Source organism: Microbacterium insulae (assembly GCF_042677065.1).
GTDB classification, from domain to species: Bacteria; Actinomycetota; Actinomycetes; order Actinomycetales; family Microbacteriaceae; genus Microbacterium; species Microbacterium insulae.
Genome location: NZ_JBHTII010000001.1, coordinates 1,992,604 through 2,010,208 on the forward strand (window position 1 = coordinate 1,992,604; position 17,605 = coordinate 2,010,208).

General features: G+C 69.5%; 22 protein-coding genes. 19 read left to right on the top strand and 3 right to left on the bottom strand.

The annotated features are described in order from the left end of the window. Window positions 1-2: 2 nt before the first annotated feature. The 18 genes from rplE (at window position 3) to ACFQ0P_RS09315 (ending at window position 11,452) form a co-directional block, all read left to right on the top strand. On the top strand, window positions 3-593 hold the full coding sequence (gene rplE, locus ACFQ0P_RS09230) for a 50S ribosomal protein L5 (protein WP_204978422.1): 591 nt from the start codon (window positions 3-5) through the stop codon (window positions 591-593). A 112-nt stretch (window positions 594-705) separates the two neighbouring features. Continuing rightward, the gene (rpsH, locus tag ACFQ0P_RS09235) at window positions 706-1,104 is read left to right on the top strand and encodes a 30S ribosomal protein S8 (RefSeq protein ID WP_204978423.1); all 399 of its coding nucleotides are present in this window, start codon (window positions 706-708) and stop codon (window positions 1,102-1,104) included. Window positions 1,105-1,110: 6 nt separating this feature from the next. Further along, complete coding sequence (gene rplF, locus ACFQ0P_RS09240) at window positions 1,111-1,647, top strand: 50S ribosomal protein L6 (protein WP_204978424.1); 537 nt, start codon at window positions 1,111-1,113, stop codon at window positions 1,645-1,647. Window positions 1,648-1,649: 2 nt separating this feature from the next. After that, window positions 1,650-2,009 (top strand): 50S ribosomal protein L18, encoded by a 360-nt coding sequence (rplR, locus tag ACFQ0P_RS09245; RefSeq protein ID WP_204978425.1) that lies wholly within the window; start codon window positions 1,650-1,652, stop codon window positions 2,007-2,009. A gap of 32 nt (window positions 2,010-2,041) precedes the next feature. Next, window positions 2,042-2,692: a 30S ribosomal protein S5 gene (gene rpsE, locus ACFQ0P_RS09250; RefSeq protein ID WP_378772377.1), complete on the top strand. Its 651-nt coding sequence runs from the start codon at window positions 2,042-2,044 to the stop codon at window positions 2,690-2,692. Beyond that, window positions 2,692-2,877 carry a 50S ribosomal protein L30 gene (rpmD, locus tag ACFQ0P_RS09255; RefSeq protein WP_023954062.1) on the top strand — a complete coding sequence of 62 codons (186 nt, stop codon included), beginning with the start codon at window positions 2,692-2,694 and terminating at the stop codon, window positions 2,875-2,877. The genes rpsE and rpmD overlap by 1 nt, the downstream gene beginning before the upstream one ends. After that, entirely contained in the window at window positions 2,877-3,530 is a 654-nt protein-coding gene (rplO, locus tag ACFQ0P_RS09260) for a 50S ribosomal protein L15 (RefSeq protein WP_204978427.1), read from the top strand. The genes rpmD and rplO overlap by 1 nt, the downstream gene beginning before the upstream one ends. 100 nt (window positions 3,531-3,630) lie before the next feature. Continuing rightward, window positions 3,631-4,956 (top strand): preprotein translocase subunit SecY, encoded by a 1,326-nt coding sequence (secY, locus tag ACFQ0P_RS09265; RefSeq protein ID WP_204978428.1) that lies wholly within the window; start codon window positions 3,631-3,633, stop codon window positions 4,954-4,956. Beyond that, window positions 4,953-5,552, top strand: a complete 600-nt coding sequence (locus tag ACFQ0P_RS09270) for an adenylate kinase (protein WP_204978429.1) — start codon at window positions 4,953-4,955, stop codon at window positions 5,550-5,552. The genes secY and ACFQ0P_RS09270 overlap by 4 nt, the downstream gene beginning before the upstream one ends. A 3-nt stretch (window positions 5,553-5,555) precedes the next feature. After that, window positions 5,556-6,395: a type I methionyl aminopeptidase gene (map, locus tag ACFQ0P_RS09275; RefSeq protein WP_204978430.1), complete on the top strand. Its 840-nt coding sequence runs from the start codon at window positions 5,556-5,558 to the stop codon at window positions 6,393-6,395. Window positions 6,396-6,405: 10 nt separating this feature from the next. Further along, window positions 6,406-7,095: a DsbA family protein gene (locus tag ACFQ0P_RS09280; RefSeq protein ID WP_204978431.1), complete on the top strand. Its 690-nt coding sequence runs from the start codon at window positions 6,406-6,408 to the stop codon at window positions 7,093-7,095. A gap of 177 nt (window positions 7,096-7,272) precedes the next feature. Then, on the top strand, window positions 7,273-7,494 hold the full coding sequence (infA, locus tag ACFQ0P_RS09285; RefSeq protein WP_005050493.1) for a translation initiation factor IF-1: 222 nt from the start codon (window positions 7,273-7,275) through the stop codon (window positions 7,492-7,494). Window positions 7,495-7,563: 69 nt separating this feature from the next. Next, a complete protein-coding gene (gene rpmJ / locus ACFQ0P_RS09290) occupies window positions 7,564-7,680 on the top strand; it encodes a 50S ribosomal protein L36 (RefSeq protein WP_005050492.1) in 117 nt (38 codons plus the stop codon). Between the two features lie 151 nt (window positions 7,681-7,831). After that, on the top strand, window positions 7,832-8,206 hold the full coding sequence (rpsM, locus tag ACFQ0P_RS09295; protein WP_204978432.1) for a 30S ribosomal protein S13: 375 nt from the start codon (window positions 7,832-7,834) through the stop codon (window positions 8,204-8,206). A 32-nt stretch (window positions 8,207-8,238) separates the two neighbouring features. Further along, a complete protein-coding gene (gene rpsK, locus ACFQ0P_RS09300) occupies window positions 8,239-8,637 on the top strand; it encodes a 30S ribosomal protein S11 (protein WP_056117708.1) in 399 nt (132 codons plus the stop codon). A gap of 126 nt (window positions 8,638-8,763) precedes the next feature. Next, a complete protein-coding gene (locus tag ACFQ0P_RS09305) occupies window positions 8,764-9,753 on the top strand; it encodes a DNA-directed RNA polymerase subunit alpha (protein WP_204978433.1) in 990 nt (329 codons plus the stop codon). Window positions 9,754-9,793: 40 nt separating this feature from the next. Further along, on the top strand, window positions 9,794-10,393 hold the full coding sequence (rplQ, locus tag ACFQ0P_RS09310) for a 50S ribosomal protein L17 (RefSeq protein WP_204978434.1): 600 nt from the start codon (window positions 9,794-9,796) through the stop codon (window positions 10,391-10,393). A 588-nt stretch (window positions 10,394-10,981) separates the two neighbouring features. Then, a complete protein-coding gene (locus ACFQ0P_RS09315; RefSeq protein ID WP_204978435.1) occupies window positions 10,982-11,452 on the top strand; it encodes a DUF559 domain-containing protein in 471 nt (156 codons plus the stop codon). Window positions 11,453-11,635: 183 nt separating this feature from the next. Here the strand turns inward: ACFQ0P_RS09315 and ACFQ0P_RS09320 are convergent, their stop codons facing one another. Further along, complete coding sequence (locus tag ACFQ0P_RS09320) at window positions 11,636-13,711, bottom strand: acyltransferase family protein (protein ID WP_204978436.1); 2,076 nt, start codon at window positions 13,709-13,711, stop codon at window positions 11,636-11,638. 102 nt (window positions 13,712-13,813) lie between these two features. Here ACFQ0P_RS09320 and truA point away from each other — a divergent pair, with 102 nt between their 5' ends. Further along, window positions 13,814-14,668: a tRNA pseudouridine(38-40) synthase TruA gene (truA, locus tag ACFQ0P_RS09325; RefSeq protein WP_204978437.1), complete on the top strand. Its 855-nt coding sequence runs from the start codon at window positions 13,814-13,816 to the stop codon at window positions 14,666-14,668. Between the two features lie 42 nt (window positions 14,669-14,710). Here truA and ACFQ0P_RS09330 read toward each other — a convergent pair whose 3' ends face one another. Further along, on the bottom strand, window positions 14,711-15,889 hold the full coding sequence (locus tag ACFQ0P_RS09330) for a GGDEF domain-containing protein (RefSeq protein WP_204978438.1): 1,179 nt from the start codon (window positions 15,887-15,889) through the stop codon (window positions 14,711-14,713). Beyond that, window positions 15,886-17,544, bottom strand: coding sequence for a sensor histidine kinase (locus tag ACFQ0P_RS09335; RefSeq protein WP_204978439.1), 1,659 nt, complete (start codon window positions 17,542-17,544; stop codon window positions 15,886-15,888). Before ACFQ0P_RS09335 ends, ACFQ0P_RS09330 begins: the two co-directional genes overlap by 4 nt. Window positions 17,545-17,605 lie beyond the last annotated feature (61 nt).

Below are 17,605 nucleotides of genomic sequence, written 5' to 3' on the forward strand. Positions count from 1 at the left end.
ACATGAGCACCACCACTGCCGTGGAGGCTGGCAAGATCCAGCCCCGCCTGAAGCAGAAGTACAACACCGAGATCAAGTCGCAGCTGCAGGACGAGTTCGGCTACGCCAACGTCATGCAGATCCCCGGCCTGGTCAAGGTCGTGGTGAACACCGGCGTCGGCGAGGCGGCTCGCGACAGCAAGGTGATCGATGGCGCGGTCGACGACCTCACCAAGATCACCGGCCAGAAGCCGGTCGTCACCAAGGCCCGCAAGTCGATCGCGCAGTTCAAGCTGCGCGAAGGACAGGCGATCGGCGCGCACGTCACCCTCCGCGGCGACCGTGCCTGGGAGTTCATCGACCGCCTGGTCAACCTCGCCCTGCCCCGTATCCGCGACTTCCGCGGCCTGTCGGCCAAGCAGTTCGACGGCCACGGCAACTACACGTTCGGTCTCCAGGAGCAGGCTGTGTTCCACGAGATCGACCAGGACAAGATCGACCGCGTCCGCGGCTTCGACATCACGGTCGTGACGTCGGCGAAGACGGATGCCGAAGGCCGCGCGCTCCTGCGTCACCTCGGCTTCCCGTTCCGCAGCGAGGACGCGCAGGCCTGACCCCGATGCGAGTCGGTCGTCGCCTCCTGGGTGCGGCCGGCGCATCGGAACACATCGAAGGTCGCCTGTCGTGTAACGGCAGTCGAAACCTCATGAACAAGGGAAACAAGAAATGACAATGACAGACCCGGTCGCAGACATGCTGACCCGTCTGCGCAACGCGAACTCGGCGCACCACGACAGCGTGTCGCTGCCGAGCTCGAAGCTCAAGACGCACATCGCCGAGATCCTCCAGCAGGAGGGCTACATCGCCGGCTGGGAGGTCTCCGACGCCCGTGTCGGCCAGACCCTCACCATGACCCTGAAGTACGGCCCGAACCGCGAGCGGTCGATCGCCGGCATCAAGCGCGTCTCCAAGCCCGGTCTGCGCGTCTACGCGAAGTCGACCGAGATCCCCCGCGTCCTCGGCGGGCTCGGCGTCGCCATCCTGTCCACCTCCTCCGGTCTCCTCACCGACCGCCAGGCCGAGCAGAAGGGCGTGGGTGGGGAAGTCCTCGCCTACGTGTGGTGATCTGACATGTCGCGAATCGGACGACTTCCCATCGACATCCCCGCCGGCGTGACCGTTTCGGTCGACGGACAGGATGTCGCCGTCAAGGGCCCCAAGGGCGAGCTCTCGCTCACCGTGGCGCGCCCCATCGAGGTCAAGGTCGAAGAGGGTCAGGTCGTCGTGACCCGTCCCGACGACGAGCGCTCGTCGCGCTCGCTGCACGGCCTGACCCGAACGCTCATCAACAACAACATCATCGGTGTCACGCAGGGCTACACCAAGGGCCTCGAGGTCGTCGGCACGGGTTACCGCGTGGCGCAGAAGGGCAGCTCGATCGAGTTCGCCCTCGGCTTCTCGCACCCCGTCCTGGTCGATCCGCCCGCGGGCATCTCGTTCACGGTCGAAGGCAACAACAAGGTCACCGTGAGCGGCATCGACAAGCAGGCCGTCGGCGAGGCGGCTGCCAACATCCGCAAGATCCGCAAGCCCGAGCCGTACAAGGGCAAGGGTGTGCGCTACGCCGGCGAGGTCGTGCGGCGCAAGGCCGGAAAGGCTGGTAAGTAACCATGGCTGTGAAGTCGAAGACCGACGCGCGCGCGCGTCGTCACGCCCGCCTTCGCAAGAAGGTCGTCGGCACCGAGCTGCGTCCGCGCCTCGTCGTCACCCGCTCGGCCCGCCACGTCTTCGTGCAGGTCGTGGACGACAGCAAGGGCCGCACCGTGGCCTCGGCGTCGACCCTCGAGACCGATCTGCGCACGTTCGACGGTGACAAGACCGCCAAGGCCCGCAAGGTCGGCGAGCTCGTCGCCGAGCGAGCCAAGGCGGCCGGCATCTCGGACGTCGTGTTCGACCGCGGTGGCAACCGCTACGCGGGCCGTGTCGCGGCGATCGCCGACGGCGCTCGCGAAGGAGGTCTGAACCTGTGAGCGAAACAACCAACAACAACGTGGAGACCGAAGTGACCGAGCAGCCCGCTGCCGCCACGACCGAAGCGCCCGCCGAGCGCGAGCGCGAGCCGCGTCGCGGTGGTCGCGAGCGCAACCCGAACCGCGACCGCGGTTCGCGTGACGCCGACAAGAGCCAGTTCCTCGAGCGCGTCGTCACGATCAACCGCGTGTCGAAGGTCGTCAAGGGCGGTCGCCGATTCAGCTTCACCGCACTCGTTGTCGTCGGTGACGGCAACGGCGTCGTGGGCGTCGGCTACGGCAAGGCCCGCGAGGTCCCCCTGGCGATCTCGAAGGGCGTCGAAGAGGCCAAGCGCAACTTCTTCCGCGTGCCCCGTGTCGGCTCGACCATCCCGCACCCGGTGCAGGGTGAGGCCGCGGCCGGTGTCGTGCTCCTTCGTCCGGCTGCCGCGGGTACCGGTGTCATCGCCGGTGGTCCCGTGCGCGCCGTGCTCGAGTGCGCCGGCATCCACGACGTGCTGTCGAAGTCGCTCGGTTCGTCCAACACGATCAACATCGTCCACGCGACGGTGGAGGCGCTGAAGCAGCTCGAGGAGCCCCGTGCGGTCGCCGCGCGTCGCGGCCTCGACTTCGACCAGGTCGCCCCCGCCCGTCTCGTCCGTGCCGAGGCCGAGGCCGCGGCTGCTGCGAAGGCAGGTGTCTGATGGCTGCGCGCCTGAAGGTGACCCAGGTCAAGTCCAAGGTGAGCGAGAAGCAGAACCAGCGCGACACGCTGCGTTCGCTGGGTCTGAAGCGGATCGGCGACTCGGTCGTCCGTCCCGACGACGCGCAGACGCGCGGTTACGTCAAGACCGTCGCCCACCTCGTGAAGGTTGAGGAGATCGACTGATGGCTGAGAAGGCCGAGAAGAACGAGGCCGTCGAGGAGAAGGCGGCCAAGAAGCCCGCCGCTTCGAAGGCGACCGCTGAGAAGAAGGCGCCCGCGAAGGCAGCCGCGCCGAAGGCCGACAAGGCCGACGCCGCGGAGAAGGCCGAGAAGGCGCCCGCCAAGAAGGCTCCTGCCAAGAAGGCCCCCGCGAAGAAGGCGGATGCTCCGGCATCCCGCCCGGGTGTCCTCAAGGTGCACCACCTGCGTCCTGTCCCCGGCGCCAACACCGCCAAGACCCGCGTGGGTCGCGGTGAGGGCTCGAAGGGCAAGACGGCCGGCCGCGGAACGAAGGGCACCAAGGCCCGCTACCAGGTCAAGGTCGGCTTCGAGGGCGGTCAGATGCCGCTGCACATGCGCACCCCGAAGCTGCGCGGGTTCAAGAACCCGTTCCGCGTGGAGTACCAGGTCGTGAACCTCGAGAAGCTGGCGGAGCTCTACCCGTCCGGCGGAGACGTGACCGTCGGCGACCTCGTCGCCAAGGGCGCGGTCCGCAAGAACGAGAAGGTCAAGGTGCTCGGCACCGGCGACATCTCGGTGAAGCTCAACGTGTCGGTCGACAAGGTCTCCGGCTCGGCTGAGCAGAAGATCGTCGCCGCGGGCGGCACCGTCAAGTAGTACGCACAGTGGGGGCCGGAGCTTGCTCCGGCCCCCACTGGGTTACCCTGGACGTCGGTGCGTCGCCGTGCGTGCCGGCATCCCTTCTGGAGGCATCCTCTTGTTCAGCGCCATCGCGCGGGTCTTCCGCACTCCCGACCTTCGGCGGAAGATCGCATTCACCCTGGCGATCATCGCCCTGTACCGCCTCGGCGCTCACGTCCCGGCGCCGTTCGTCGACTTCCCGAACGTGCAGTCGTGCCTGCAGCAGACCGGAAGCACCGAGGGCCTGCTGTCGCTGGTCAACCTGTTCTCGGGCGGTGCGCTCCTGCAGCTGTCGATCTTCGCGCTCGGCGTCATGCCGTACATCACCGCGACGATCATCGTGCAGCTGCTGCGCGTGGTCATCCCGCACTTCGAGACCCTCTACAAGGAGGGCCAGTCGGGCCAGGCGAAGCTGACGCAGTACACGCGCTACCTCACGATCGCCCTGGCGCTGCTGCAGTCGACCACCCTCGTGACGGTCGCGCGCAGCGGTCAGCTGTTCCCGTCCACGGGTGTGCCCGAGTGCGAGCAGCTGCTCACCAACGACATCTGGTGGGCCCAGCTCCTCATCATCATCACGATGACCGCCGGCACCGGCCTCATCATGTGGTTCGCCGAGCTGGTCACCGAGCGCGGCATCGGCAACGGCATGTCGCTGCTGATCTTCACCTCGATCGCCGCGACCTTCCCGGCGGCCATGTGGGCGATCTGGCAGTCGCGCGGCTTCGAGGTCTTCCTGCTCGTCCTCGCGGTCGGCATCGTCGTCGTGGCGCTCGTCGTGTTCGTCGAGCAGTCGCAGCGGCGCATCCCGGTGCAGTACGCCAAGCGCATGGTCGGCCGGCGCACGTACGGCGGCACGAACACCTACATCCCGATCAAGGTGAACATGGCCGGCGTCGTGCCCGTCATCTTCGCCTCGTCGCTGCTGTACATCCCCGCGCTCATCGCGCAGTTCAACGCGCAGCCCGACGAGAACAACCAGATCGCGCCGTGGGTCGCCTGGATCCAGCAGTATTTCACCAACGGCGACAACCCGATCTACATGGCGGTGTACTTCCTCCTCATCGTCGGCTTCACGTACTTCTACGTCGCGATCACGTTCAACCCGGTCGAGGTCGCCGACAACATGAAGAAGTACGGCGGCTTCATCCCGGGCATCCGCGCAGGGCGCCCGACGGCCGAGTACCTCGACTACGTCCTCACGCGCATCACGCTGCCCGGCTCGCTGTACCTCGGCGCCATCGCGCTCCTCCCGCTGATCGCGCTGGCGACCGTCGGTGCGAACCAGAACTTCCCGTTCGGCGGCGCCTCGATCCTCATCATCGTCGGCGTGGGTCTGGAGACGGTGAAGCAGATCGACGCGCAGCTGCAGCAGCGGCACTACGAAGGGCTTCTGCGATGACCGACGCACGACTCCTCATCGTCGGCCCCCAGGGCTCGGGCAAGGGCACGCAGGGTGTGCGCATCGCGCGCGAGCTCGGCATCCCCGCCGTCTCGACCGGGGACGTGTTCCGCGCCGCCGTCGCCGACGGGTCCGAGCTCGGCCAGCAGGTCCAGTCGGTCATCGAGGCCGGCGACCTCGTCTCGGACGAGCTCACCAGTGCGGTCGTCCGCGACCGTCTGTCGCAGTCCGACGCCGAGGGCGGATTCCTGCTCGACGGCTATCCGCGCAACATCAGCCAGGTGGCCCACCTCGATGAGTTCCTCGAGGGGCGCGGTGAGACCCTCGACGCCGTCATCGAGCTGAGCGTGCCGCGCGACGAGAGCATCTCGCGTCTGTCGCTGCGCGCACGGGAGCAGGGTCGCACCGACGACACCGAAGAGGTCATCGCCAACCGCCTGGCCATCTACGAGCGCGAGACCGCGCCGATCCTCGGCGTCTACCACACGCGCGGCATCGTCGACGAGATTGACGGCGTCGGCTCGCTCGACGAGATCACCGACCGCATCCTCGCCGCGCTCGAGGCGCGGGGGCTGTTCGGTCCCGCCGCGGCCTGAGCCGTGTCGTTGCGACGCTCGATCTACAAGTCGCCCGCGCAGCTGCGCGCGATGGTCGAACCGGGACTCATCACCGCGGCGGCTCTCGACGCCGTCCGCGAGCTGGTCGCTCCCGGGGTGACGACCGGTGAACTGGATGCCGCGGCATCCGCCGTCATCACCGCGCGCGGTGCGAAGTCCAACTTCCAGATGGTGCGGGGGTACCGTCACACGATCTGCGCGTCGGTGAACGAGCAGGTCGTGCACGGCATCCCCGGATCCCGCGAGCTCGCCCCCGGAGACATCCTGTCGATCGACGCGGGCGCCGAGTACAAGGGCTGGAACGGAGACTCCGCGTTCACCGTCGTGCTCGACGATCCGCAGCGGCCCGACATCGTGGCCGAACGGCGGCGCCTGTCCGACGTGACCGAGGGGTCGCTGTGGGCGGGCATCGCGAGGCTCGCCACCGCCCGCCACCTCGGCGAGGTGGGAGCGGCCATCCAGGAGCACATCGAGGCCAACGCTCCCGAGCCCGGCTACGGGATCCTGCGGGAGTACGTCGGCCACGGCATCGGCCGCAAGATGCACGAGTCGCCGTCCGTCTTCAACTACCGCGTGGCCGACCCGGGGCCGGAGGTGCGTCCCGGCCTCGTGCTCGCGATCGAGCCGATGGTCGTCATCGGCGACCAGGAGACGTTCGTCGAGGACGACGGGTGGACGGTCTCGACGCTCGACGGCACGGCCGGCTCACATTGGGAACATAGCGTCGCCGTGCACGCTGGGGGTATCTGGGTGCTCACCGCGCCCGACGGCGGCGCGGCGGGTCTCGCGCCCTTCGGCGTGACGCCGACCGAGATCGTCTGAGGAGTGCACAATGGCTGAGAGTCCACGCAAGGTCAACTGGTTCGCCATCTGGGTGAGCGTCGGCGTCGTCGCTGCTCTCGTGGTCGTCGCGGTCCTCGTCGTGACGCTGAACAACCAGGCGGTCGACCCGGAGCCGGGGCAGACACCCTCCGCATCGAACATCGACGCCGGAACGGGTGCCATCCTGGTCGGCGAGGCCGACGACACCTTGGGCACCTACATCGACTTCATGTGCCCCGTCTGCAACCAGTTCGAAGAGGTCTACGGCGGCGAGATCTCGAGCCTCGTCGACGACGGATCCATCACGCTGGCGATCCATCCGATCTCGATCCTCGACAGCCGGTCGCAGGGCACCGACTTCTCGACGCGTGCGGCCAATGCGATGTACTGCGTGGCAGTGGCGGATGCCGAGGCATCCCTTCCCTTCATGAACGCGATGTTCGCGAACCAGCCGCAGGAGGGAACGCCGGGACTCACCGACGAAGAGATCTTGCAGATCGCGGAATCGGCTGGCGTGACCGGCATCGAGTCCTGCGTGAACGACGGTGTCTACGCCGACTACGTCACAGCGATGACGGAGGACACGCCCGTGCAGCCCGGCGCAAACGGCATCGGCACTCCGACGATCACCGTCAATGGCGAGGTCATCTCGAATTCGCAGCTGCCCCCCCAAGGCCAGCTGGCGACTCTGTTCGACTGAGATCGCATCGGTCGGGTCGCTCGCGCGTGAGTCTGGGCGGCTCCTGAGTCGGTTTGCCGAGGCATCCGATATCACGTATGCTTGATCTTTGGTGCGTTGCGCCTTTATCGGCGTGTCCAAGCACCGCAAATCCCATCCAACGCAGACCGACCGGCCTGCACAAGTGATAGCGAGCGTATGGCGAAGAAAGACGGTGTCATCGAGATCGAGGGCGTCGTGTCCGAGGCTCTGCCCAACGCGATGTTCCGCGTCGAGCTGACCAACGGCCACAAGGTGCTCGCCACGATCTCGGGAAAGATGCGGCAGAACTACATCCGCATCATCCCCGAGGACCGCGTGGTCGTGGAGCTCAGCCCCTACGACCTCACCCGCGGGCGCATCGTCTACCGCTACCGCTAGACCGGTCGAGAAGTAACGCCCCGCATCCCGTACAGGAAGCGCCCGGCGAAGACAGCGAAACAGGAAATCATGAAGGTCAACCCCTCCGTCAAGCCCATTTGCGACCACTGCAAGGTCATCCGTCGTCACGGTCGCGTCATGGTCATCTGCAAGTCCAACCCCCGCCACAAGCAGCGTCAGGGCTGATCAGGCTTGCGGATGCCTCGGCGAGATCGCATCCGACTCCACAACTGAACACACCTCAGGCAGGACCAGAACCCGTTCGCGGGGGACACCTCGGGCGGAGGCCCGGGCACCGGCTCTGCTCCACACCTCCACTCACTCCTAGGAGAACCGCATGGCACGTCTTGCCGGCGTCGACATCCCGCGCGACAAGCGCGTGGTGATCGCCCTCACGTACATCTACGGCGTGGGCCGTACCCGCTCGAACGAGATCCTCAAGGCGACGGAGATCGACGAGAACATCCGAGTCAAGGACCTCAGCGACGACCAGCTCATCGCCCTCCGCGACCACATCGAGGCCAACTACAAGGTCGAGGGAGACCTCCGCCGCGAGGTGGCCGCCGACATCCGCCGCAAGGTCGAGATCGGTTCCTACGAGGGCCTGCGCCACCGCCGCGGCCTCCCGGTGCGCGGTCAGCGCACGAAGACGAACGCTCGTACCCGCAAGGGCCCGAAGCGCACCGTCGCCGGCAAGAAGAAGGCGCGCTAAGGCGCGGCCCCAGGGTTTAGGAGAACACGCACATGGCACAGGCCAAGACCGCCGCGCGCAAGCCGCGCCGCAAGGAGAAGAAGAACATCGCGCTGGGCCAGGCCCACATCAAGTCGACGTTCAACAACACGATCGTCTCGATCACCGACCCGTCGGGCGCCGTCATCAGCTGGGCGTCGTCGGGTGGAGTGGGCTTCAAGGGCTCGCGCAAGTCGACGCCGTACGCCGCCGGCATGGCCGCGGAGTCGGCCGCCCGCCAGGCGCAGGAGCACGGCGTCAAGAAGGTCGACGTCTTCGTCAAGGGCCCGGGCTCGGGTCGCGAGACCGCGATCCGCTCGCTCCAGGCCGCCGGCCTCGAGGTCGGCTCGATCCAGGACGTGACGCCGCAGGCCCACAACGGCTGCCGTCCCCCCAAGCGCCGCCGCGTCTGACACAGATTCCGGATGCCGCACCGGCCGCGCTGCCCGCGTGGCCGGTCGCGGCATCCCAGAGAAAAACTCAACACCTCACCCACCGCACGTGTCATATAGCGGGCACGTGATCGAAAGGAACACATAGTGCTCATCGCACAGCGTCCCACTCTGACCGAGGAGAAGATCGGGGAGTTCCGCAGCCGCTTCGTCATCGAGCCGCTGGAGCCCGGCTTCGGCTACACGATCGGCAACGCGCTGCGTCGCAGCCTCCTGTCGTCCATCCCCGGCGCGGCCGTCACGTCGATCCGCATCGACGGCGTCCTCCACGAGTTCAGCACCATCCCGGGTGTGAAGGAGGATGTCACCGAGATCATCCTCAACATCAAGCAGCTGGTCGTCTCCAGCGAGCGCGACGAGCCCATCACCGCGTACCTCCGCAAGACCGGCTCCGGTGAGGTCACCGCCGCCGACATCTCGGCCCCGGCCGGTGTCGAGGTGCACAACCCCGAGCTGGTCATCGCCACGCTCAACGACACCGCGAAGTTCGAGCTGGAGCTCACGATCGAGCGCGGCCGCGGCTACGTCTCGGCGACCCAGAACCGCAACGAGTACGCCGAGGCCGGTCAGATCCCGATCGACTCGATCTACTCGCCGGTGCTCAAGGTCTCGTACCGCGTCGACGCGACGCGTGCGGGTGAGCGCACCGACTTCGACAAGCTCGTGCTGGATGTCGAGACCAAGCCGTCGATCGCGCCGCGCGACGCCGTCGCTTCGGCCGGCCGCACTCTGACGGAGCTCTTCGGCCTGGCCCGTGAGCTCAACGTCGAGGCCGAGGGCATCGAGATCGGCCCCGCGCCGGTCGAGACCGTCCTGTCGAACGAGCTGTCGATGCCGATCGAGGACCTCGACCTTTCGGTCCGTTCGTACAACTGCCTCAAGCGCGAGGGCATCAACACCGTGTCGGAGCTCGTCGCCCTGTCGGAGACGCAGCTCATGAACATCCGCAACTTCGGTCAGAAGTCGGTCGACGAGGTGCGCGACAAGCTCGTCTCGCTCGGCCTGTCGCTGAAGGACTCGGTCCCCGGGTTCGACGGCGCTCACTTCTACGGCGGATACGACGACGAGACCGTCTGAGTTTCGGCTTTCGACCTTAAAGACACTGGAGTAACTGAGAATGCCCAAGCCCACGAAGGGTCCCCGCCTCGGCGGCGGTCCGGCTCACGAGCGCCTGCTGCTTGCCAACCTCGCGGCCGCGCTGTTCACCCACAAGTCGATCAAGACGACCGAGACCAAGGCCAAGCGCCTGCGTCCGCTCGCCGAGCGCCTGATCACCTTCGCCAAGCGCGGCGACCTGCACGCCCGTCGCCGGGTGCTGTCGGTCATCGGTGACAAGGAAGTCGTGCACGTCCTGTTCACCGAGATCGCACCGCTGGTGGCCGACCGCGAGGGCGGCTACACCCGCATCACGAAGGTCGGCAACCGCAAGGGCGACAACGCCCCCATGGCCGTCATCGAGCTCGTCCTCGAGCCCGTGACCCCGAAGGCGAAGTCGTCGAAGCGGACTGCCCCCGCGAAGGCTGCTCCGGCCGCCGAGGAGACCCCCGCCGAGGAGACCCCCGCCGAGGAGACCCCCGCCGAGGAGACTCCCGCCGAGGAGACCTCGACCGACGACGCGGCCACCGAGGCCGGCGCCGAGTCGCCCGAGGAGGGCGCGGCCGCCGAGGCTGCGGCCGAGGAGGCCGTCGAGGCTCCCGCCGAGGAGAAGTCCGAGTAATCGGCGTCCGGGCGTCCGCGCCCGGCAGGTCGCTGCGGCGACCACCCTTGCACCGCGAGACCCGCGGGCCTTCGGGCCCGCGGGTCTCGCTGCGTCCGGCGTCGGTTCACGGACTGCCGGCCCGCGCGCATAACTCCTGCAACTCGTGACGGCGAGTCCGCGACACGCCGGGATCGCCCGCCCGAGGCGCGTCCGCGCCGGCGAACTGCAGGAGTTGTGCGCGGACGGTCGGAAAGACGTAGGCGCGTGTCGGCTCCTCCCCAGGCGTCTCGGCCGGGTGCGGCATCCACAGATCGCTCGGGCGTGCCGGGCAAGAGCGTGGATACACCCGACGCTGACCGTCGCCGTGCCCGACCCTGCGGCCGACACGGCGGTGAGGATCGGCGGGCTCCTGTCGTGCATCTCTGCGCTGGAGGCACGAGGCGTGTTCGTCGTGTCTGACGGCCGCATCCATGTTCATGTCGAACGGGGCATGTCTCGCCTGCGCGCCCCGGGCGATCGCCGCCGACGATGGAGTCGACGGATGCACGGGGCCCGCGTTTGTCTCCACCGGGGCGTGGCCGCCTCGGGCGCGGACCGCGAGGCGGTGTGCCTGGACGACGCGATCCGGACGATGGTGCGCTCACCGCTCGAGAGGTCGTCGCTGCGCTGGACAGCATCCTCAACCAGGGCCTGCGATCGATGCGAGAACTGCGGGAGATCTTCGGCCGGCTGCCCGCGAAATACCAGGTGCTGCTCGCACTCGCGGACGGGCGCGCGGAATCCGGTCCGGAGACGCTGGTGCGCCTGATGCTGCGGATGCTCGGTGCCGACTTCGACCCCCAGGTGCGCATCGCCGGTGTCGGGCGCGTGGACTTCCTCGTCGGCGAGCGTCTGATCCTCGAGTGCGACAGCCGGGCGCATCACTCCGACTGGGACCAGCGTCGTCGCGACATCCGCCGGGATCAGGAGGCGGCTCGCCGCGGCTTCGTGACCGCGCGACTGCTGGCCGAGGACATCCTCTTCCGGCCGGAGGAAGTGATGTCGGTCCTCGCCGACGTCGTCCGCGCCCACCCCTGATGGCCGCCGCGCTGTCGCGCGAGCGATTCCCGTGCGCACAACTTCTGCACATCGGGCGCGCGGGCGCAGAGGAGACCGCCGCCGGGCGATGCGGGCTCGTGTTGCCGAGGTTCTGCAGGAGTCATGCGCCGCGGGGAGGAGGGCCTACGAGACGGGGTCGCGGCAGGGTCGCGGCCGTCGGCCTCACTCCGCGACGGGAAGCGGCCGCTCGGCCAGGCGCTGGTACAGGCGCAGCTCGTTCTCGTACTGCCGCTGCGCGCGGTCGCGCTCGATCGCGTCGACGGTGCGCGCCACGGTCTCGGCGAAGACGCGCCCTCCTGCGGCCCCCGGATGGATCGCGTCTCCGGCGAGCAGGTCCGTGCGTGGGGCGATCGCGCCGGACCAATCGGCGACGACGACACCGGGGTGCGCGGCGGCGAACTCCGCGAGGTCGCCGTTCACCCCCGGGATCCAATCGCGCGGTGCGTAGGCGTTGACGAGCACGAGGTGACGGTCGGGGCCGACGATCTCGGCCATGCGATCGAGGGATCCCGCATCCACGGGACCGTTGGTGCCCAGCGCGACCACGACGTACGGGCGCAGCGCACCCTGCGCCGCGAGCCGCTCGAGGATCCCCGGCCCGGCCCAGATCGAGCGCGACACCTCGGCATCGATCTGGATCCCGGGGAGCGTCTCGAGCAGTCCCGGGGCCGAGGCGAGCATGACCGAGTCGCCCACGGCGGTCACCTGGTCTCCGGTCACCGGTGTCGGGCTCGGCGTCGGCGACGGCTTCGTCGTGACGGGCCCGTTGGGCTGCGTGCGCACCGGCGAGGGCTCCGGCGACGGGCTCTCGGCGGGCGGCTCGGTCTCGGCGGGCGACGGGGTGGCGCTCGCGGTCGGTGTCGGGGATGCCGTGGCACGGTCGAGCGCCGCCTGCCCGGCGGTGACCGCGGCCTCACCGGTCGAGGTCCGCGGTGCGGCCGCGATCGCGGCGGACGTCCCCCCGAGCGCGAGCACGGCCACGAGCCCTGCGGTCGCGGCGCGCGCCATCCCGCGACGGCCGGCACGGGCCTGCCCGCCGAGGCTCCGCAGCGATGCGAGGAACCCCTTCCGACGGATCGGGGTCTCCACGAAGCGGTAGCTGAGCTCGGCCGCCCCCAGAGTCGCAGCGAGCACGCCGAGCCCCATCCACACCGGCGTCTCGGTTCCGGGCACGGCGGCCATCGCCAGCACCAGGAGCGGCCAGTGCCACAGATAGATGCCGTACGAGCGATCGCCGATCCATCGCAGAGGCTGGACATCGAGCGCAGGTCCGAACCACGAGCGCGGCCACACGCCCGCGGCGATCGCGACCGCCGTGCACACGCTCGCGGCTACCAGGGCGCCCGGGAAGGTGAGTGCGCCGTCGGTGCGGGGCGTGGCCGCGATCGCGACCACCCCTGCGAGGGCCAGGATGCCGAGGCACCCGCTCACCCGGCGGGTGGCGGGGTGGTCCACCCACCGCGGTCGGGAGAGCGTCCTCGCGGTCGGGGGGACCACGAGCTTCCAGCCGGCGGGGAGGGTGACGCCGGGCAGTGGGACGGCGTCCGAGTGGGGCGGCCGTGAAAGCACCGGCATCAGCGCGAAGGCGAGCGCGACGCCGAGGAGGATGCCGAACGAGTGCGTGTCCGTGCCGAAGTACGCACGGGTCAGGTCGCCGCCCTGCGCGACGACAGCACCCATCCACACCGCCGACGCGGCGGCGAGGGCCAGTGCCGCGACGACGCGCGCGGCGCCGCGGGGCAGCAGCAGGAAGAGGGGGAGCACGAGCGGCCAGAGGACGTAGAACTGCTCCTCGACCGCCAGCGACCAGAAGTTGCGGAACAGCTCGGGGGTCGCGCCGGCGAAGTACCCGGTGTCGCCGGCGATCGACAGCCAGTTGTAGCTGAACGTCGCCGCACCGACCACCTGCGTGCCGAGTCGCAGGAGGACGTCACCGCCGACGAGCCAAGCGAGCGTCGAGCAGACGGTGACCACGACGGCGAGCGCCGGAAGGAGGCGGCGGGCGCGCCTGACCCAGAAGGCGCCCAGTCGGATGCGGCCGGTCGAGTCGTGCTCGCGAAGCAGGAGGGTGGTGATGAGGAACCCGCTGATGACGAAGAACACGTCGACCCCGATGAATCCGCCGGGCAGAAGAGCGGGAGGGAACAGGTGGTACACGACGACGAGCACGACCGCCACCGCTCGCAGGCCGTCCAGGCCCGCGAAGCGCTTCTGGGGGAGGGTGGGTGCGTCGGACATCATGGTGTGCTCAAGGCAAGCAGTCATTCTACGACGGCACTTCGACCGGCCCCGGCTCCCTCGCGGGCGGAGGCTGCGACCCCGCCGGAATAGGCTGGGGGCGTGCGCCTCCGCCTCGACATCGCCTACGACGGCACGCATTTCCGCGGCTGGGCGCGCCAGCCCGGACTGCGCACCGTCCAAGAGACGATCGAGGCTGCGCTCGGCCGCGTCATCGGCGGTGACCCGCGACTCGTCGTGGCCGGACGCACCGATGCGGGGGTGCACGCGACCGCGCAAGTCGCGCACGTCGATCTCGACGACGCGCAGGAGGAGCGCGTGCGGTCAGGACGCGCGCGGGCTTCGGCGGGGGAGGCCGCGGATCCCGTGGCCGCGCTCGCCGCACGGGTCAGCGGGGTGCTCGGCGCCTACTCGGACGTCGTCGTGAACCGGTCCGTCGAGGCGGCGCCCGGGTTCGATGCGAGGTTCTCGGCCGTGTGGCGGCGTTACTCGTACCGCGTCGCCGACGTCGTGTCGGGCTACGACCCGCTCGAGCGGCACCGCACCACCTCGGTGCGGGCGCGGCTGGATGCCCAGGCGATGGATGCCGCGGCCCGCGCCCTCGTCGGACTCCACGACTTCGCCGCCTACTGCAAACCGCGGGAGGAGGCGACCACGATCCGGACGCTCTTCGAATTCGACTGGCGTCGCGACGACGCCGGCGTCCTGATCGCCAACGTCAAGGCGGACGCGTTCTGCCACAGCATGGTGCGCGCCCTCGTCGGCGCATGCGTGGCTGTGGGGGAGGGGCGGCTCGGCGTCGACGACGTCGTCGAGATCCGCGACGCGGGCGATCGCGTCCCCGAGGTCAAGGTCCTCGCCGCCCGCGGGCTGACCCTCACCGGCGTCGGGTACCCGACCGACGAGCTGCTCGGCTCGCGCGCGGAGCAGACGCGCGCACGGCGATCGCTCCCCTGACGAGGGGTCGCGGCATCCACTCGCGGTGCGCGGCGGGCGCGCTCAGCGCAGCTCCGTCCGGTTGAGAAGACCCTCCACCAGCGCCGCGCTCACCTTCTCCCACCGGTCCCCGCCCTTCTCGGCGGCGAGGCCGGCCGCCTCGCGGGCGGTGTACACGAGCGCATCGAGGTCGTAGCCCAGGACGGAGGCAGGGGCCCACCCCGCACTGGCGGTCGGCCGGATCGCGAGCCGTCCGTCGACGTCGAGCTGCGGAACCCGCTGGAGGACGGCGCGCAGGCAGTCGCGCACGACCGCGTCGGGCCGCGGCACGAGGAAGACCGTGCCCCCGGCGGCAGGGGGCGTGCCGACCTCGGAGTCGGCGGGGAAGATCGCGCGCGCCTCTCTCTCGAGGCGGGCGGACAGGGCGGCGAACGTCGCCGCGCCGGCCGTCTGGCGGATGTCGGCGGCGTCGTCGAGCTGAATGTAGACGACCGACCACGACTCGGCCGTCCGCTGCGCCCGGCGCAGCCGATCGGCCGCGACGTCCTCGAACCGGTGCCAGTCGGACTGGGTCGCGGGTGTGCGGGCGAAGGAGGTGTCCCTGATCGCGATGCCCAGGATCGCCACCATCGCGCACGCGACGTAGATCAGCATCCCGACGGACGAGACCGGCCGCTGGAGCGCGAAGTCGTCGCCGCCGGACGGCGGGTAGAGCACGCCCGCCCCGAGGCTGGCGACCCCGGCGGCGAAGAACGCCACCGAGACGATCGCGAGCGGCAGCACCGCCCGGTCCTGCCGTCGTGCGGGAACCCGCAGCCAGTCGAGGAAGAGGAGGAGCGCGAAGACGGAAGCGCCGAAGTACGCCATCCGGTACGCGACGACGAACACCGTGATGTCGGTCGCCGTCGCCAGCGCCACCCCGGCCGAAGCGCCGAAGACCGGTCCGATCCAGCCGAACGGCCGCATGCCCCAGAATGCCCGGAAGCCGGACCACAGCAGGGCGGGAGCGCCCAGGAGGATGCCCAGGCACGCGCGACGGAGGGACTCGAGGTCGTTGAGGTCGCCCGCGACGACCCCGAGCGTGGCCACCATCGACAGGGCCAGGCCGCACGACCAGTAGAGGGTGGCGACACTCGGCTTGCTGAGGAAGGCGACGCCGATGGTCAGCATCGTGGCCAGCGTCGTGATCGCGGCTTGGGCGACGCCGAGATTCGCCCCCGCGAGTTCACTGAGGTAGCTCATGCGCGGCTCTCCGTCCCGGTCGAGGCGTGAGCGTGGACGCTGCGCGGGAGACGCACCGACACCGTCGTGCCCACGCCCGCTTCGCTGTCGATCGAGAGCGTGCCGCCGTGCGCGGCGACGATCTCCCGCGTGATGCCGAGGCCGAGCCCCGTGCCGCTGGCCGTCTCCTTGGCTCGCTCGGTGCGGAAGTACGGCGTGAGGATGTGGGGCAGCTCGCTCTGGCCGATGCCGATCCCCGTGTCCGACACGACGAGCGACACCGTGTCGCCCTCGACCTCGCCGACGATGCGCACGCGGCCGTCGCGGCCGGTGTACTTGATGGCGTTGCTGACGAGGTTGTCCACGACCTGCCGGACCCGGAAGCCGTCGGCCGTCACGGGCAGCCGCTCGTCGAGCTCGAGGGACACCTCCACCTCGTGCGTGTTCGCAGTCGCGCGGAAGGAGTCGACGGAGTCGATGACGATCTGGCGCAGGTCGAGGTCGTCGAACGACTCCCGCGCCGCGAACGCGGTGCGGGAGGTGTAGAGCATGCTGTTCGCCATGTCCAGCATCCGTTCGCTCGCGCTCACGATCGCCTCCAGCCGCTGACGCATGCGCGGGCTGAGATCCTCGGTCTCGAGCGCGAGCTCCGCGTTGCCGATCATGACGGTGAGCGGATGCTTCAGCTCGTGCGACGCCATCGCCGCCAGGCGCTCGCGCTCGCGCTGCGCGTGAGTGATCGCGGTCACGTCGTGGACGACGAGCAGAATGCTCGCCTCCTCGTTGGCGGCGGCGGCCAGCGGCTTGGCCGTGACCGACAGCACCCGCCACTCGCCGTCCTGCGTGAACAGCCACACGCGCGCGTCCGAGAAGAGCTCGCCGCGCGCCGCACGGGCGAACGGGCGCGAGGACGGCGGCATCGGCATCCCCCGCAGCTCGGTGTACTCCACCGACCGGGCGGGCAGACTCGGGTCGAGGGGGTCGAGGCCGTACAGCCTCGTGTAGGCCTCGTTGACGGCGAGGACCTCGCCCGAGGGCGACAGTCGGGCGACGCCGGTGTCGACGCCGTTCAGGATCTCGTTGGTGCGGCGCTCCTGCGCCGACGCACGGTCGAGGGCGACGGTGAGACGCCCCGCCTGGCGCCCGAGGAGCCGACGCAGCGCATGGGTCTGCCGCATGGCCAGGTGCGCGGTGATCCCGATGAAGGTGAGCGACAGCAGCACGGTGAAGATGCGCAGCGAGGCCTGGTCGTCGGGTGCCAGCGCGGAGTCGATCAGCAGGATCGTGCCGACGAGCGCCAGCATGGCGGCGAGGTAGACGATGCGGAAGTGCATGCCCACCCACATGACCGGGAACACCCACAGGAAGGCGAATCGCAGGTCGGTGTCGCTGGCGACCAGACCGATCGCCAGCGCGTCCAGGAAGGGCACCGCGAGCGCGGCGTTGCGCGGCAGTCGGGCCCAGGGCAGGGCGAGCGTCGCCATGGTGAGGACGACCAGCGCCAGCATCCCGAGCGCGAAGTTCCACCGGGCGAAGAGCGTCGGCTGCAGGATGAGCACCAGCACGCACAGCATCACCACGCTGGCGGCCAGCACGAGCTGCGTCAGCCAGATGGAGCGCGTCCGCGTGCCCGGAGCCGCGAACGCGGCATCGGCCGACTGCCGCTCGGTAGCCATGCCACGGAGTCTAGAGGCCATGTCCGCCCCTCGCCGGGAGCGCGGCGCGAGCCGTCGTTGC